This window comes from Desulforapulum autotrophicum HRM2 (assembly GCF_000020365.1).
In the GTDB taxonomy this organism is placed as follows: Bacteria; Desulfobacterota; Desulfobacteria; order Desulfobacterales; family Desulfobacteraceae; genus Desulforapulum; species Desulforapulum autotrophicum.
Map to the genome: position 1 here is coordinate 4,180,295 of NC_012108.1, position 15,983 is coordinate 4,196,277.

Genomic DNA, 15,983 nt, shown 5'->3' on the forward strand with positions numbered 1-15,983 from the left:
TATGAAAAAACAGCAGATAAAGCAGTTCTTTCCCAACGGAATCAGCCGCCAGGGGGAAAGATTTGCCCCCTGGAAAAAGGCAAAGGGTTATTTTTTCTTAAAGGCGATGCGTTCGCTTATTTTTGCGGCTTTTTCACTGTCAACAAAGGCCAGAATCTGGGCCGCAGACGTCTCCCGCATACGGGAAAAAATCTGTTTTGCCACTTCAATATCCATCTTGTCCACGATGGCGGCCGCTTTTTTCGGTTTCATCCCGGAATATACCTTCACAAGCGTGTTCATCTTGGCATCAAAGGCCGCCTGGCTTTCCAGTTCCTGTTCTGTCTTTCGCTGGTCAAGCTTTGCCAGATCATCCTGGATCTGCTGCTTGAGGGTCCCAAGGGCTTCAAGCTTCTCATCGATCTCTTCCTTGAATTTTTCAAGCCTTTTCTTTTCCTGTTCCAGGCGTTCCTGGTCTTCGGCAATGGCTGCCCGTTTTTCCTCCAGACCTTTAAGGACCACCTTTGCCGGATCCGGACATGGCGGACAGGGTGCCTTTTTTATATCCTCCCCTGCCCCATTCTCAACCGCTGTCGTTTTTTCAGCGTTGTCATCTGCGGCAAAGGCCATGCCATGGCGATCCTGCCATCCCATACCCAGGAAAATTAGAAGAACAAGGGCTAATAAGGCACAGGTGACAGCTGTTCGATTCAAATTAATGGGTGCCATTGGTTATCTCCCTTGCTTTTTTCAACGAGGCAATCTCATCGGATGCATTCTGCTCAGACCGCAGGAATCCTTGGATATACTCATTCTTTTTTTTTATTTTAAGACGCTCGAGCACCTGCCGGTCCACGCTCCTCTGGGTTAAAAGAGTCTGCTTTTCCCTGAGCTGGGTCTTAAGTGCTGTTTTCTGCTGCAACAGTTGCGCAAGATCATCACTCAATCCGTCCAGGTAATCACTGTATTTTTTAAACTCATTGGCAGTTACCCCCCTTACTGCAACCCTGTCAAGGGTTTGTGCCGTCCGGGAATGCTCTTGTTCAAGGGTATGAATGCGCATTTCACACACCTGTACATCCCTGTAAGCCCGGGCCACATCCTGCTGGGCCTGAAGTTCCTGGTACTGCCTGTACTTCATGAGGGATTCAAGCCTGAAACTGAATTTTTTCATCGCCTGGCACCAGGTTCAGGTTGTGGGGCAAAAATTCGCCTGAGTTCACCCAGGCCCATCTCAATGGAGACCCGTCGGTGCATGTCCTGGCGCAGAAAACCGTCAATTTTCGGCATCAGGCGTTTTGCCTCGTCAATCCGGGCATCCGAGCCATCCACATAGGCACCAATGGAGATCATATCCTCAGCCCCCCTGTGGGCGGCAATCACATCCACGGCCCGCTTCCTTAATTCCATGTGCTCGGGTTGCGACACATCCCTCATGACCCTTGAAACACTTGCAAGCACATCAATGGCCGGATAGTGCCCCTTGTTGGCAAGATCCCGGGAAAGGACAATGTGGCCGTCAACGATGGACCGAACCGTGTCACCCACCGGATCATTCATGTCATCACCCTCCACAAGGACCGTGTAGATTCCGGTGATCGATCCGCCGCCCTCAATATACCCGGCCCGCTCAAGCAGAACGGGAATCTGGACAAAGAATGACGGGGTATATCCCCTGGATGTCGGGGGTTCACCAGCGGCAAGCCCCACATCCCTTGACGACATGGCATACCGTGTGATCGAATCCATGATGAGAAGAACATTTTTCCCCTGATCCCTGAAGTATTCGGCCAGGGTGGTTGCAAGGTAAGCCCCCCTCATCCTGACAAGGGGGGGGGAATCTGAGGTTGCAGCGACCACTACAGACCGCTCCATTCCTTCTTTGCCAAGGGTATCCGAGACAAAATCCTTGACCTCCCTTCCCCGCTCTCCGATCAGACCAAGAATAATGACATCGGCCGTGGTGTGCTTGGTCATCATGCCCATGAGGACCGATTTACCGACCCCTGATCCGGCCATGATGGCCACCCGCTGCCCCCGGCCCAGGGGGATCATGGTATTGATGGCGCAGATACCCACGTCCAGGGGTTCTTTGATGGTTTTACGCTCCATGGGATTTATGGGATTTCCGTACAGGGGATACTTGTGGGTAAAAGGAATCTTTCCTTTGCCGTCAAGGGGGGCACCCATGCCGTCGATGACCCGGCCAAGAAATGCATCGCCAACGGCAACGGCAGGCGTATCCTCAAGGGGGATGATTCTCGACCCAGGACTGATTCCCCGAAGATCGCCATAGGGCATTAAAAGCACCTTATCATCCCTGAAACCGATCACCTCGGCCTTGATCTCCCGGTTGTAATCGTTTCTGATGGCGCAGAGACTGCCAATGCCAAGGCCCATGCCGTCACCTTCTGCAATAAGGCCGACCACCTTTGTTATCCGGCCCTCTGGTCGCATGGTTTTGCAGGTCTCAACGGCATTAAAGTACTTGTCCCACTCAATGCGCCTGTCAAATTTTCCCGTCATCATACTCCCTGTTCCAGAATGGCGTCCAGCACAGCCTGAAGCCGGGATTCCACATCGGTTTCAACCCGGGCCGTTCGACTCTCGATTTTGCACCCGCCCCTTTTAACGCCTGAATTTGCAACCACCGAAATTGAGGTCAGACTCTTAATCTGTTCAAAGAAATCTTCCTTGATCATATCAATGTACTCATAATCTTCTTCAGACACCTGGAGAACAATCTCTTCGGGTTCAGGCAACTGCCCAAGGGCATGGATAATGGATGCTCTGACAACCCCCTTGTCAAGCTTTACCCTTGCCTGCACCACTTTTTCAGCGATCCGGGCAATCAGGGCGATCATCTTACCCTCATAACGTTTGACAAGGTCTTCCCAGGTTCCTTCGGTCTTTAACAGTATGGTTTCAAGGGAAGCAATCAAGGCCTGGGCCTTTTCATCCTGGAGCGCCCTTGCCTCGGTTTCTCCTCGTTCAAAGCCCTTGGGATACCCCTGTTTTTCCCCCTCTGCCAGGCCCTGTTCAACCCCCTTGTCATAGCCCTCCTTCTGACCCAGATCAAACCCCCTGTCATAGCCCTCTTTTTTTGCCTGTTCAATCAACTCAAAAAAATCGGGGGTTTGGGTCTCCTTTTCTGGAGAATCGGGTGGAGAATCGGGCGGAACGCCTGGCATGGAATTGGAACTTGTTCCGGATTTATCCGAAATTTCAGGATCCACAGACCTGGGCAGAGATATATCTGAAATCTCCTTTTTCCCACCATCCGTGTCCAGGGCCTTGAATTGATCGCCGGAAAGAATGACCCCTTTGCCCGCTCCATGGATGGAGACAAACCGCTCTTTCTCCGCCATTCCCGGATCATCATAAAGGGTTTTAAACAAAAGATATTCAGGATCATTCTTTCCCTTTGTCCGGGAATCATTTGACCCGACATTTTCAAGGGAATTAATGTCAAGGGCTTTCCACCGGTCCTGCCGGGTCGGGTGGTCTTTTTCAGTATCAGACAAGGACATCATCCTTACCCTTGCCGCCAAGGGTTATGGTACCATCGGCCTCAAGCTCTTTTGCCGCACGTACGATGGCCTGCTGGGCCTCTTCAACCTCGGCCAGTCGAACGGGCCCCATGGTGTCCAGGTCATCCTTGAGCATCTCACCTGCCCTCTGGGAAAGGTTGGAAAAAATTTTAGTTTTCATCTCATCGGTGGAGGTCTTAAGGGCATAGGTCAACTGCTGACCCTCCACCTTTTTCAGGATCTCCCGCATGGCCCGGTCATCAATGCTGACCATATCCTCAAACACAAACATCATGTTCCTGATATCATTGGCCATCTCTGAACTGTCTTCTTCCACAAATTCCATGATGATATCTTCACTGGCCTTGTCAACTCCATTGATAATATCCACCAGCACCTGGAGACCGCCAGCCTTTCCTCCAGGACCAACAGCTCCGGAAAGCTCATCCTTTAAGGCTCTGTCCACATCCCGTACAACATCCTCGGAAATCTGCCCGAGCTTTGCAACCCTCAGGGCGATATCCCCCTTTTTTTCATCCGGTACCTGCATGAGAATCTCCGAGGCGATATCAGAAGGCATGTGGGCAAGCACCATGGCAATGGTCTGGGGATGCTCACCTTCAATATAACTTGCCATGGTAGCAACGTTGACCCCACGGCTCCATACAAAGGGCATATCCCGTTTTCGATTTTCCACATCCTTGAATATGGCATCGGCTTTTTCCTTGTCCAGGCTGCTTGAAATCACATGTTTGACAAAGGAATTTCCCTCGACCACCATGTTGTTCTCCCCTTCAAACCGTGTCACAAAATCAAGGGACACGGCCTCCAGCATCCCAGGGGTGATAAAGTCAATTTTTGACATTTCAAAGGCCACAGCCCTGATCTCCTGGTCATTCATTCGTTCAAAAATTTTTGCGGCATAGGCTTCACCCATGGCAAGCATGAATACGGCGGCTTTTTGAGCACCCGTCATTTTTTCCGGATCAATTACAGGGGCCATCAACTTTCCTCCTCCACTTCACTGAGCCATACCTTGATGATATTGGTGGCTTTGATCACATCTTTTCTAGCATAATAGGCCGCCTTTTCCGGGATCTTGATATTATTCATGTATGCAGCCCGTTCTTCCGAATTCATTTTGTCAATGTACGCATCCCGTGCCTCCTTGTCCATCTCATCCAGGAACGTCCGCTGTTCATCAGCATCCATATCCACAAAGGCGAGGGGTTGTGGTTCTGTGCCATCCTCTATAATATCGATGCCGCCACCGGGGAGGGTCTCCTTTTCAACGGTGGATTGAATCCCCTGGAAAGTCTTGATAATGGGTCTTATGACAAAAAGAAACAGCAGAATCACCAGAAGAATGTTGGCAATGGTTCTGCCATAGGCCTTTTGAACCGCTCGCCAACCCGTGAGTTCAGGCTCAACAACGCCAAGCTCGTCAATGGAGGCAAAGGGAAAACACTCCATGGAAACCTGGTCCTGACGGGTCTCGTTAAACCCCATGGCCTTGACAACAATGTCGCTGAACTGCTGCATCTCAACCTGGGACCTTGGCACATAGGTTTTGGATCTATTGCCGGAATCGTCTGTTTTAAATTCGTACTTTCCATCGACCACTGCAGCAACCGACACCCGCTGGACCACGGCCATGGGCTTGATCGTCTGCCGGGTTCTTCGACTCAGTTCATAGTTGATGGTATCGTTCTTTTTGTCAGTCATCTCCATTGCACTGGCATCAGCAGTTCCCCCCGGGGGCACAACGGGGTTGACACTTGAGGGTATTCCTGCAGAGTCTTGCCGGGTCTGACCGGTCTCAGCAAGGATCTGCTTGCTCCGGACAAAGGTGGTCTCCCGCTCAAACGGATCATAGATCTCTTCGTTGGTGTTGCTGGTGGAAAAATCCATCTCGGCCGTAACCCGTACAATGGCCTTATCCTTTCCAACAATCCGTTCGAGCATGGTCTGGATGCGCTCGGCAAGGGTGGTCTCATAACGCATTTTATACTTGTACTGGGAGTCTGCAAGGTTTCTGGCATCAATCTTTGCCTTTTCCTCTTCTGATTTTCCTTCAAACAAAATTCTACCGGTAGTGTCCACAATGGTGACAAGCTTTGGGGTGAGGTCCTCAATGGCACTTGCCACAAGATGGGCAACGGCAGCGACCTTGTCCTCGGACAGATCTGATTTCAATTCCAGAAGAATGGATGCCGATGGTTTTTTTGTCTCCTCCACAAACACGGAATCCTTGGGAAAGACAATCATCACCCTTGCGTCCTTGACCTCATCAAAGGCCCGGATGGTCCTTGCCAGCTCCCCCTGGATCGCCCGGCGCCTGTTGATCTTCTGGACAAACTCGGTGGTGCCGAAGTCGGTCTTGTCAAAAATTTCAAACCCCACGCCAGAGCCCTTGGGTATCCCATCCTTTGCCATTGAAAGCCTGACATCGTAAACCTGATCGGCCGGGACCATGATCGTTGCGCCCCCGGCTTCAATGCGATAAGGGGTCTTGGCCGTCTTAAGCCTGTCAACAATGGCTGCGGCATCCTCCTGGTTCAATCCGGAATAGGCCGACTTGTATTCGGTCTTGTTCGCCCAGATAAACATGGCCGCAAAACCGCCAAACATTGCAAGGACAACCACGCCCATGAGAATTTTTCTTGCAAGGGGCATCTCTTTGTACAAATTAATCGTCTGTTCAACCAGGGGATTCATTGTCTACACACCACTATATCTGCATGTTTATGATGGTTTTATACGCTTCCATGACCTTTGAACGAACCTGGACCATCAGGCGCAGGGAAGTATCGGCCTCGCCCAGGGCCAGCATGCCTTCATGGATACCAAGCTCACCTGTAACCACCTTTTCGGCTGCATCATCGCCCAGGTTCTGCTTTGAATTGACATCCTTGACAGCGGCGTTAAGCCGATCTAAAAAAGAGGGGTCCTGCCTGGTAAGCTTAAGGTTGAGCGGTTCTCTGACCAGGGAAATTTTGTCCACGCCTGACAAGGGGTTCATCTTCATCTTCTCCTAATTTAGTGTTTGAACAAAAACCTGTGTTTGGATGAAAACTTGCCCAGATGCAAGGCGCAAGCAAAGCTGAAACCGGATTGTACTGGAGTACATGAGGCCCGATTTATAGTTTGCCAGACTTGTGCAGCAACGCGGCAGATGGGTGAGTTTTCGTTCAAACACTATTTGCCAAGTTCAAGGGCCTTTAAAATCATGCTCTTTGTATTAGAAATGGCGGTAATGCTGGCCTCGTAGGAACGCTTTGCAACAATCATGTCCGCAACCTCGGTAAGGTGATCAACATTGGGCATGGCCACGTACCCTGTCACTGGATCAGCATCGGGGTGGGCAGGGTTGTAAACCAGCCTGAAATCTTCCTGGGACTGGACAATCTCATCCACAGCCACACCGGTCCCCCTGCTCTGGGGGTCATTCTTGCCCACCTCGATGGGCGAAAATTCCACCTGGGCCACCTGGTTCGTCTGCTGGTTTTTTTCCAGAACGCTCTTGAAGTTTTCCAGGGCCTGATCCTTGAACACCACCATTTTCCTTCTGTAGGGACCACCGTCCGCTGTCCTTGTTGTGTCAACGTTGGCAAGATTTTCAGCGATCACATTCATCTTGGTACGGTGGGCCGCAAGCCCGGTTGCACTTATCTTCATTGAATCTAAAAGGTCCATCAGTTTCCTCCTTCCTGGATGGCGTGGCGTAAAGTGGCCATTTTTCTCAGGAGCAGTTCGGTTGTGGTACGATACTTGATATTGTTTTCCACAAGGTTGGCCATCTCCGTATCAATGTTTACAGAATCAAGATGGTGAATATCCACATCCTGACTGACGCTGCCATCCATGGACATGGATGTTTGGCCGGCGCCGGAAAAATGCCTGGCATCAGTCCTGGAGATCTTGTCGGGTGGTTCTTCAGCCATTGCCCGCTTCAAGGTCTTCTGAAAATCAAGGTCCTTTGGTTCATACCCGATGGTGTCCATGTTTGCGATGTTACCGGTTATCAGATTGTGGCGGCGTGCAGACACATCAAGGGAGGTGGAAAGCACCTCATAGGTTCTGTTAAATATTCTTGAATCGCTCATGGCACTCCTCGTAATTCCTTGATTTATTCTTGGTAATTCAACACTCGGAGATTAAAAAAGCAATTTATATGCCGACAGCGATCAGGAGGCGGTATTTTTTTTGTATTCGTTGAGTTTATTTCGCAGGGTACGGACGCTGATACCAAGTATCTTGGCAGCATGGGTGCGGTTTCCTTCAGTCTTGTCAAGGGTGTGGAAAATCATCTTCTCCTCCATCTCCCTCAGGGGTGAAAGGGCCATGTCATGGGGAAATCCGGAATCTTTTTCTGCACTGTCAGCCGGTTGGGGCACCCCATCCATCAACAGATCACTGACATCGATCCTATCGGTATCACAAAGCAGAACCGCCCGGTGGATAATATTTTCCAGTTCCCTGACATTCCCGACAAACGGCTGCTGCCTAAGCATTTCAACGGCTGTTTTCGTCATGGACTTGACACCCCTTGCGTCAAGAATGCTGTATTTGAGGATGAAGCAGTCGCACAGAAGCGCCAGATCCCCCAGACGATCACGCAGGGGGGGAATGACAAGGGGAATGGTGTTGAGCCGGTAGTAGAGATCCTCCCGGAACGCCTTGTCGGCAATGGCCTCCCGGATATCCCGGTTTGTGGTTGAAACCACCCTGACATCCACCGACACAGGCTCTGTGCCGCCCACACGGTCCACGACCTTTTCCTGGAGAACCCGCAGCAGTTTTGCCTGGAGGTGGAAGGGCATCTCAGTGATCTCATCCAGAAGCAGGGTACCGCGGTTGGCAAGTTCAAATTTCCCCGGCTTTTTTGACAGGGCCCCGGTAAAGGCACCCTTCTCATGGCCGAACAGCTCACTTTCCAGAAGGGTTTCAGGAAGGGCCGCACAATTGACGGCAACAAAGGGCATTTTACGACGGTTGCTTTGTTCATGGATAAATCGGGCAAAAAGCTCCTTACCCGTTCCACTCTCCCCCTGGATCAAAACCGAGGCCGTGGAATCCGCCACCCGTGCGGCAAGGTTCAAGAGCCTCTCCATTGAAGGGTCCTGGGTAACAATGGCAACAGGTTCCCCCCCCCGTTCAGGCCCTTTGCCCATGGGGTCTGATTCTTTTTTCCTGGAGAGTGCACGCCTGGCACAAAGTGCGATCAATTCCGGATCAACGGGTTTGATCAAAAAATCCATTGCTCCCTGTTTCATGGCATCCACGGCATCCGCCACACGGGCAGTGTCCGACACAAAGAGCAGCTCCGTGTCCGGAGCCTTCAACTTTATTTTTTCAAGAAAATCAATGGGAGAAAAATGGGGCGTAGAAAAATCGGCAACGATCATATCAAAATCATCCCGGGCGGTATAAAATGCTGCCTCAGCCCCATCAGGAGCAACGGTTATCTCAAACCCCAGATCTTCAAGATTGGTGGCGAACGCCATCCGTTCCCTGGGGTTTTCCCCTATAATAAGCGCCCGTTGAGCTGCCATCAAAACCACCCCCGTACCATCATGATTCCTTGACCTTTTCAGCCAGGTCAAGGGTGGCAAGCCTTTCTTTTGCAAGTCGTGCCCAAATGGAATCATCCAGGGAAGCAATACGCTCAAAGGCCTCCCTGGCCTTGGTCAACACATTTGCCTTCTGATAGGCATCCCCGAGCATGAACCCGACATCGGCACGGATGGTTTCACCACCGGTGAACTTTAGAGCCAGGGCAAAGGCTTCAGCAGCCTTGACATAAAGTTTCTGCTCAAGATAGGATTCGCCCAATTTGATATGGGTCGTTGCGAGCAGGTCATAATTATTTCCCGGAGCCAGGGCAAACTCCTTGGCCGCCTCAATCAGCTGGATTGACTCCCGGGGCAACTTTTTTTGAGCCTTGTACACCTCACCCTTGAGGAGAAGGATGTTTCCCTTTTCCATACGGTCCCCAGTCGCCCCATAGCCCGCATCAAGGGTTTTTTCAGCCTTTGCAAACATCTTTTTTCCCAGCAGGATATTGCCCATGCGCAGGGAGGCAGGACCCACCCTGGCACTTGTTGGAAAGCGTTTGATAAATCCCGCGAATATCTTGAGTGCATCCTCTTTACGATCTGTTTCATCCATGGCAACCCCAAGGCCAAAAAGAAGGGACTCGGGCCGCTCATCCCGGGCATAGCGTTTATAGGCCTTGATCAGCTGATTAAACGCCTGCTCGTAAAGACGGCCCTCAAGGTAGGAAAGTCCTGCAGACAGATAAATTTTTTCACTCTCCATCCTTTCAAATAAAGCATTTTTCTGTTCAAACTCCTGGAGTACATCCGGATAAAACCCCTTGCTCATTTTTCCATCAAAAAGGGCCTCGTAGGCACGCTGCATGAGCTTTACCGCCTCGTACCTCAGCCCCTGGGGATGGGTTGCAAGCAGATTTTCAATCTCCTTGATGCAATCTGCATAGGCGCCCTCTTTTTCATAAATTTCAGCAAGTCTCATCATGGCAACGCCAGCCAGGATATGGTCGGTAAAATCTCGTTTGACCATTTCATAAATCGCCTTTTTCTCTGCCATATCCGTCACCAGCAGTGCAAGCCCCATGGAACTGTTGAGAAACCCCTCTCCACCGGGATAGGTCTTGATGACCAGGCGATAGACGCTCTCAGCCCGTTTATTGTCCTTGTCAACGGCATAGGTTTCGGCAATGTCGGCAAGGATCATATCCTTACCGGGAATGTCAGGAAAAAGATTCAGAACCCGCATGAAATTTTCCCTGGCATTGGCCGTTTTGCCAAGCTCAAAACTTGACCTTCCAATACTCAACAGCAATTCTGGAGAATCATAGGTTTTTTCTGGATTGGACTTGATCAACTCGGTGAGGATTTTAAGGGAATCCAGGTAAAACCGCTTCTTGAACAATGCCTTTCCAATACCAATTCCTGCATCAACAACAGAACTGTTTTCCGGCAGATCCTCAAACACCTCTTTAAAATAGGCCAGGGCCTGGTCATTATAGCCCTTTGCATCATAAATCAGCCCAAGGTGATAAAGTACCTGGGCAAGACCTGGGTAATCCCTGTAATGATCCCTGATAATGGCAAAAAAACCTTCGGCAGCAGCAGGATTTTTAAGACGGGTATGAACGATTCCCAGGCCTGCAAGGGCAAAGGGAAGAAGGGGGGAATCAGGATAAGCCACAAGGGCATCCTGGAAGGCGGCCATGGCAGTCAGGTTCGCCCTGGAATCCTCGGGATCGGCAGTCATCAGGGCGGCATAGGCCCTTAAATAGTAGGCCGGTTCAAGGCAATCTGGATCCTTTGTTTCAATCACCTTTGCCAGCATCTCCCCTGCCGGACTCCATAACCGCTTTTTAAGATAGGTTACAGCGCCAGTCATCTCCTGGGAACGGCAACCGTCAAGCCCCGCCTTGATCAGGATATCACCCATGTCACCCCGGTAGATTGAAACGGTTCGCGGCACAGACTTGGAGGCTTGCACCCCCTGGAGCCCAGCGGCAGGTTCCACAGGTACCTTTTGTACCTCCGGCCCGGAATGACCGGCATCCGGGGATGGTTTCAATTCCTCTCCAGTCCGTATGGACTGTGGCACAGGTTTTTTCAGGGCCTTCTTCAGGGCCCTCTTCAGGGGCTTCTTCAGGGGCTGTTCAGTACCCCTGTCCGAAAAGGACACCACAAGGGTTGACCCATTTTTTTCCCAGCCCGAGTCCACCCCCTTGAACGTACTGCGACCCGTTACCACAAGGGCAAGAACACCATTGGCAAGCCCTTGAACAGCAACATCCCTGACAAGGTAACCCGGCTTTCCTCTTTTGGAAGAGATTCCCGGCGTATCAACGTCTTTAAAAGCAATGAGCACCTCTTTGCCATCGACCTTGATCACCTTGAACGGCACCCGGTCACTCAGGGTAACCCTGACAGTGGCCGGCCCATCGCCAATGGTTAACCCTTTAAGCGTTGCAGCCCCGGCATCTGACCCTTGAATTGAAAAAAAGAAAAAAACAACAAGGGAATATCGGACAATTGCTTGAACTATGGAATCAAATTTGATCATGGCCTCTACCATCTTCATCTATCGTTCACCTGGGTGACTGAAAACCGCCTGTCGTTGAAACACCAGACAGACAAAGATGCAATTTATATGCCTGATTCGTTTTAAATGAAACATCAGCCAGTTGAGATAAGTCAGTAGACGATTTTTTTATATGAAACACTCGCCAAAGCAGTGTCAATGATGGTGTTTCAAAATTCGTTGAGGTCGGAGCCATACCTCGCTCCGGCCGTGCCGGTTATAAAAAAGGCCCTTCCAACTCCTGCTCAATACAAAGCTTCTTGATTTTTTCAACCAGGGTGGTCCGGTTCATCTTGAGCATTTCAGCAGCCCGGGCCTTCACCCAGTTCGTTTCGTTCAACGCGTGGAGAATCATTGATCGCTGGAACGATTCAACGGCATCGTTGAATCCCACCCCGCTTTTAAACACAGCCGCCATCATGGGCAATTCTCCAGATGGAGAAGTGTTCGTCATGTGATCGGGAAGATGGGAGGGATCAATCAGGTCTTCTTCAACCAGCACAGATATGCGTTCCATGAGATTCTCAAGTTCCCGTATATTGCCGGGCCAGTGGTAGGCTGACATGATGGCCAGCACCTCATCGGAGAAAGTTTTGGGTCTGTAGTTGTAGACCCTCTGTCCAAGTCTCCGCTGAAAATGTTCCAACAGCAGTGGAATGTCTGCAACCCGCTCCCTCAGGGGTGGAATGTGAAGGGGAATCACATTGAGCCTGTAGAACAGATCTTCCCGAAAGGTACCTTCCTCCATGGACTGGGAAAGATCCTTGTTTGTGGCTGAGATGATCCGGATATCCACGTCCACGGATGTGGTTCCGCCAACCCGCTCAATACAACGCTCCTGGAGGGCACGCAGCAGTTTCACCTGGAGGTCCGGGCTCATATCTCCAATTTCGTCAAGGAACACCGTGCCCTTGTCTGCAAGTTCGAATCTGCCGACTCTGGATCGGTGTGCTCCGGTAAAGGCCCCTTTTTCATGGCCGAACAGTTCGCTTTCCAGAAGTTCGCCGGGTATGGCCCCGCAGTTGATGATGACAATGGGACCTTCACTTCTGAAACTATTGGTATGGATGGCCCTTGCAATGAGCTCTTTGCCCGTCCCACTCTCTCCGGTTATAAGAACCGACGAGTCTGATACGGAAACTTTTTTCACCACATTCAGAAGATCTATTATCGGTTTACTGGCGCCCGCAATTTCATCAAAGACAAACACCTTGGACCGGGATTCATCGTCCGGTTTAATCGGAGCGGATCTATCCTTCGTTGAAACATTCGGCATCATTTCAAAATCTTTGTTAATTTTTCAGATATTGCTTCAGCCGTAAACGGCTTGACAACATAGTTTGACACACCTGCCTGGACAGCCTCGATGACATTCTGTTTCTGGGCCTCAGCTGTGACCATGAGAAAGGGTGTTTTCTTGTACCGGTCACTTGCCCGAACCGATTTCAACAGTTCCAGCCCGGTCATTTTAGGCATGTTCCAGTCTGATATGATAAGATCAACAGACTGCCTGTCCAACACCTCCAGGGCCGTGGTTCCATCATCTGCCTCAAGAATATTTTTAAAGCCGATCTGCTTTAAGATGTTCTTGAGTATCCGGCGCATGGTCGCAAAGTCGTCCACAATAAGAATCTTTATGGATGTGTCCATTGCCTAAAATTTCCTCCTTTATGGTTGCAGCGTTGGGCTATCGCTCAAAGCAGACTTCAATGGTAAAACTGCCCTCTCCGACAAAGAAAGGGATGGCAATCCTTGGGCCATTTGTATAATGGGAAATGCTGTGATTCTTTCCGGTTATCACCGAGGGGATGGCTGCCTTGAAGATTTTTCCCGTATCTTCAAGCTCTTTCCTTGCCTGTCCTGAAATCATGTTGGTCAGCTCTCCAACAGCATCGGCAATTTCGCTGTTGAGCGATTCCATCTTCTCCCCAAACATATTTGAAACAATGTTAAGAATACAATCCCCCTGAAAAGTCACGGAAATGGTACCATTGGTTACGCCGGTCAACCCGATGACACCGGTCACATCCCCCCTTGCCACATTGTCCTTTTTAAGATAAGGTTTTCCCGCTTTAACCGTTACAAACGCCATGGTTTCGAGAACATTGGTTGTCGCATTGATAAAAGGATTTATCAAACTTACATCCATATCATCCCTTCCAAATTACACCCCTCCGCGGTGGAACTTTCTGCCCATAAATCATGCAGCCCACGTTTCAATCATCACTGTTATAAAGCATTATATTTTTCAGATGGGCATAGGTTTCAAGTTCCATGGACTCAAAGGAGATACCCAGTCCAGAGGAAAGCACCCTTGCAACCCTTGCCTTCATGGAAAGTTCGATACGCTCACTTCCCCCTGTTAAAAAAATTTTCACACCACACTGGGTTCCAGGCTCAAGCAGGGTGTCGGTTTTGACAAACACCCCACTGAGACTTATGTCACGGGAGCTTCCCCTTGCCTCAATCTTTGCGTCAATGGCCGTCAAAATGATCAAGGTCGAAAACGTCACCCGGGTATGTCTTCGCCTATCTCCACCTCTGGGGATATCCATTGCAGCCCCTTTCCATACCTGTTGTTAACCACAAAACCATCACGCAAATAAAGCTACCATAATTTATTACCCTTAACAAGCCATTATCCCCTCCTGGGGAGCGGGTAGCACCGGCAGCAAAAAACGGCAAAAAAATAAAACTTATATTTTATCCGCTATGCCCAGAAAAACAGTCACCACCCCAGGGTCAAACTGAGTGCCTCCCGCCTTTTCAATTGTCGAAAGCACTTTTGACTTTTCCATGCGCCTTCGATAGGACCGGTCTGAAGCCATTGCATCAAACACGTCGGCCACGGATAAAATTCTGGAAAGCTTGGGGATAGTAAGACCTGAAAGACCGTCGGGGTAGCCTGTGCCGTCATAGCGTTCATGGTGGTGGCGGATAATTTCCTGTTCCCGGTCCCACAGCCCTAACTTTCCCACGATATCAGCACCAATGGCCGGATGCTCTTTAATCTTTTCATACTCGTCCGGGGTAAGCCTTCCCGGTTTCAACAATATGTCGTCCCGGATACCGATCTTACCGATGTCATGGAGGCGACCTGCAAATTTGAGAATCGAAAGTTCTTCTTCCTCACACCCCATCTCCTGGCCGATCGTATGGGCGATTTCAGCCACCCGTTCCGAGTGTTTCATGGTATAGGGGTCCCTTGCCTCAAGGGCTGCAACAAAGGCATACAGGGTTGAAAAAAGGTTGTCGTAAATATTCTCGTAAAGGGCAATACTTTCAATGGCAGAGGCAGCTTTTTGCGTGATAAAATTCATGTAGTAAATATCCTTATCTCCAAACCGTCTCTCACCGGCAAAGATGGATGCAGTCACCATACCAAAGGTCTTTTCCCTGATTTTAAGTGGTACTGCCATGAACGAAAGTACATTGCGTGCAAGCAGTTCGTTGTCCCTGGCCCGGGCAACAAGGCAGGCTTTGTTGTCCTTGACAACCCCTGTAAAGAACGCTTTTTCCCCGGGGGACAGGGCCGTGTTGCCTTGGAAGGCGTCATCGGAACCCGCCATGGGAAAAAACGAACTGTCCTGCTCGGTGTAAGTATAAAAGGTCACCTGGTCTGCTGTAACCACCTCCCGGCCCAGGGCTACGACCGTATTAAAAATCTCATCACTTGAGGCAGTGCTTGAGAAATCCTCCATGATCCGGTTGAGGGTGTTGACCTCATCTATCCTCACCAGAAGCTGATTGTTCAGGGCATTTAAACGTTCCTGGCGCTCCACCTCCTCCCTGAGGATGAGATTTTCAACAAAAAGCCCCCGTTCCCTGATGATCCGCTTATACGAGAGTTCCATCTGCTCAAGGTTTACGGGTTTTACAAGAAAATCCACAACACCGTTCTTCAAGGTTCTGATGGTGTTGTCAAGGGAAGGGTAACCGGTCATGATGACAATGGGCAGGGTATTATCGATCCCCCTTATCCTTTCTGCAAGTTCAAGACCATCCATTTCAGGCATGTTGATGTCAGTAAAACAGCATCCAATTTTTACCTGTTTTATGATCTCAATGGCTTCGATCCCGTTTCTTGCCGTGTACACATCATATCCCTTACGCTCGAAATACTCTTCAGAGACATCCAGTATACCCTCTTCGTCGTCCACCACAAGAATTGTATCTTTAGCGTTATTCGTCATTCCCTGCCATCCATGACTCTTTTTAAAACGTAAACAGTTGGTTTATATCGGCGTCATACTAAACCATTTACCCCTTCAATGCAAAACAAATCAACCCGGGCACTTGCCGATCTTTTTTGCCCGAAATTCTTTAATCCCGCGCATTTATGGACAG

The 15,983-nt window shown here is 50.0% G+C and carries 16 protein-coding genes; all 16 read right to left on the minus strand.

Annotated elements, in window-relative coordinates:
* Window positions 1-87: 87 nt before the first annotated feature.
* The gene (locus tag HRM2_RS18375) at window positions 88-708 is read right to left on the minus strand and encodes a MotE family protein (RefSeq protein ID WP_015905528.1); all 621 of its coding nucleotides are present in this window, start codon (window positions 706-708) and stop codon (window positions 88-90) included.
* A complete protein-coding gene (gene fliJ, locus HRM2_RS18380; protein ID WP_015905529.1) occupies window positions 695-1,153 on the minus strand; it encodes a flagellar export protein FliJ in 459 nt (152 codons plus the stop codon). Before fliJ ends, HRM2_RS18375 begins: the two co-directional genes overlap by 14 nt.
* Window positions 1,150-2,508: a FliI/YscN family ATPase gene (locus HRM2_RS18385; protein ID WP_232364072.1), complete on the minus strand. Its 1,359-nt coding sequence runs from the start codon at window positions 2,506-2,508 to the stop codon at window positions 1,150-1,152. Before HRM2_RS18385 ends, fliJ begins: the two co-directional genes overlap by 4 nt.
* Window positions 2,505-3,503, minus strand: a complete 999-nt coding sequence (locus HRM2_RS25495) for a FliH/SctL family protein (protein ID WP_187149278.1) — start codon at window positions 3,501-3,503, stop codon at window positions 2,505-2,507. The genes HRM2_RS18385 and HRM2_RS25495 overlap by 4 nt, the downstream gene beginning before the upstream one ends.
* A complete protein-coding gene (gene fliG / locus HRM2_RS18395; protein WP_015905532.1) occupies window positions 3,496-4,512 on the minus strand; it encodes a flagellar motor switch protein FliG in 1,017 nt (338 codons plus the stop codon). Before fliG ends, HRM2_RS25495 begins: the two co-directional genes overlap by 8 nt.
* A complete protein-coding gene (gene fliF, locus HRM2_RS18400; protein ID WP_015905533.1) occupies window positions 4,512-6,227 on the minus strand; it encodes a flagellar basal-body MS-ring/collar protein FliF in 1,716 nt (571 codons plus the stop codon). Before fliF ends, fliG begins: the two co-directional genes overlap by 1 nt.
* Window positions 6,228-6,240: 13 nt before the next feature.
* Window positions 6,241-6,531 (minus strand): flagellar hook-basal body complex protein FliE, encoded by a 291-nt coding sequence (gene fliE, locus HRM2_RS18405; protein WP_015905534.1) that lies wholly within the window; start codon window positions 6,529-6,531, stop codon window positions 6,241-6,243.
* Between the two features lie 176 nt (window positions 6,532-6,707).
* Window positions 6,708-7,205, minus strand: coding sequence for a flagellar basal body rod protein FlgC (flgC, locus tag HRM2_RS18410; protein ID WP_015905535.1), 498 nt, complete (start codon window positions 7,203-7,205; stop codon window positions 6,708-6,710).
* Window positions 7,205-7,615, minus strand: a complete 411-nt coding sequence (flgB, locus tag HRM2_RS18415; protein ID WP_015905536.1) for a flagellar basal body rod protein FlgB — start codon at window positions 7,613-7,615, stop codon at window positions 7,205-7,207. The genes flgC and flgB overlap by 1 nt, the downstream gene beginning before the upstream one ends.
* Before the next feature lie 81 nt (window positions 7,616-7,696).
* Window positions 7,697-9,064 (minus strand): sigma-54-dependent transcriptional regulator, encoded by a 1,368-nt coding sequence (locus HRM2_RS18420; protein WP_015905537.1) that lies wholly within the window; start codon window positions 9,062-9,064, stop codon window positions 7,697-7,699.
* Window positions 9,065-9,083: 19 nt separating this feature from the next.
* Window positions 9,084-11,636, minus strand: a complete 2,553-nt coding sequence (locus HRM2_RS18425) for a tetratricopeptide repeat protein (protein ID WP_015905538.1) — start codon at window positions 11,634-11,636, stop codon at window positions 9,084-9,086.
* A gap of 217 nt (window positions 11,637-11,853) precedes the next feature.
* Window positions 11,854-12,915, minus strand: coding sequence for a sigma-54 interaction domain-containing protein (locus HRM2_RS18430; RefSeq protein WP_015905539.1), 1,062 nt, complete (start codon window positions 12,913-12,915; stop codon window positions 11,854-11,856).
* Window positions 12,912-13,286, minus strand: a complete 375-nt coding sequence (locus HRM2_RS18435) for a chemotaxis response regulator CheY (RefSeq protein ID WP_015905540.1) — start codon at window positions 13,284-13,286, stop codon at window positions 12,912-12,914. The genes HRM2_RS18430 and HRM2_RS18435 overlap by 4 nt, the downstream gene beginning before the upstream one ends.
* A gap of 37 nt (window positions 13,287-13,323) precedes the next feature.
* Window positions 13,324-13,785 (minus strand): chemotaxis protein CheX, encoded by a 462-nt coding sequence (locus HRM2_RS18440; RefSeq protein WP_015905541.1) that lies wholly within the window; start codon window positions 13,783-13,785, stop codon window positions 13,324-13,326.
* 67 nt (window positions 13,786-13,852) lie between these two features.
* Window positions 13,853-14,191: a PilZ domain-containing protein gene (locus tag HRM2_RS18445; protein ID WP_041273367.1), complete on the minus strand. Its 339-nt coding sequence runs from the start codon at window positions 14,189-14,191 to the stop codon at window positions 13,853-13,855.
* A gap of 141 nt (window positions 14,192-14,332) precedes the next feature.
* Window positions 14,333-15,829, minus strand: a complete 1,497-nt coding sequence (locus HRM2_RS18450) for an HD domain-containing phosphohydrolase (RefSeq protein ID WP_015905543.1) — start codon at window positions 15,827-15,829, stop codon at window positions 14,333-14,335.
* Window positions 15,830-15,983 lie beyond the last annotated feature (154 nt).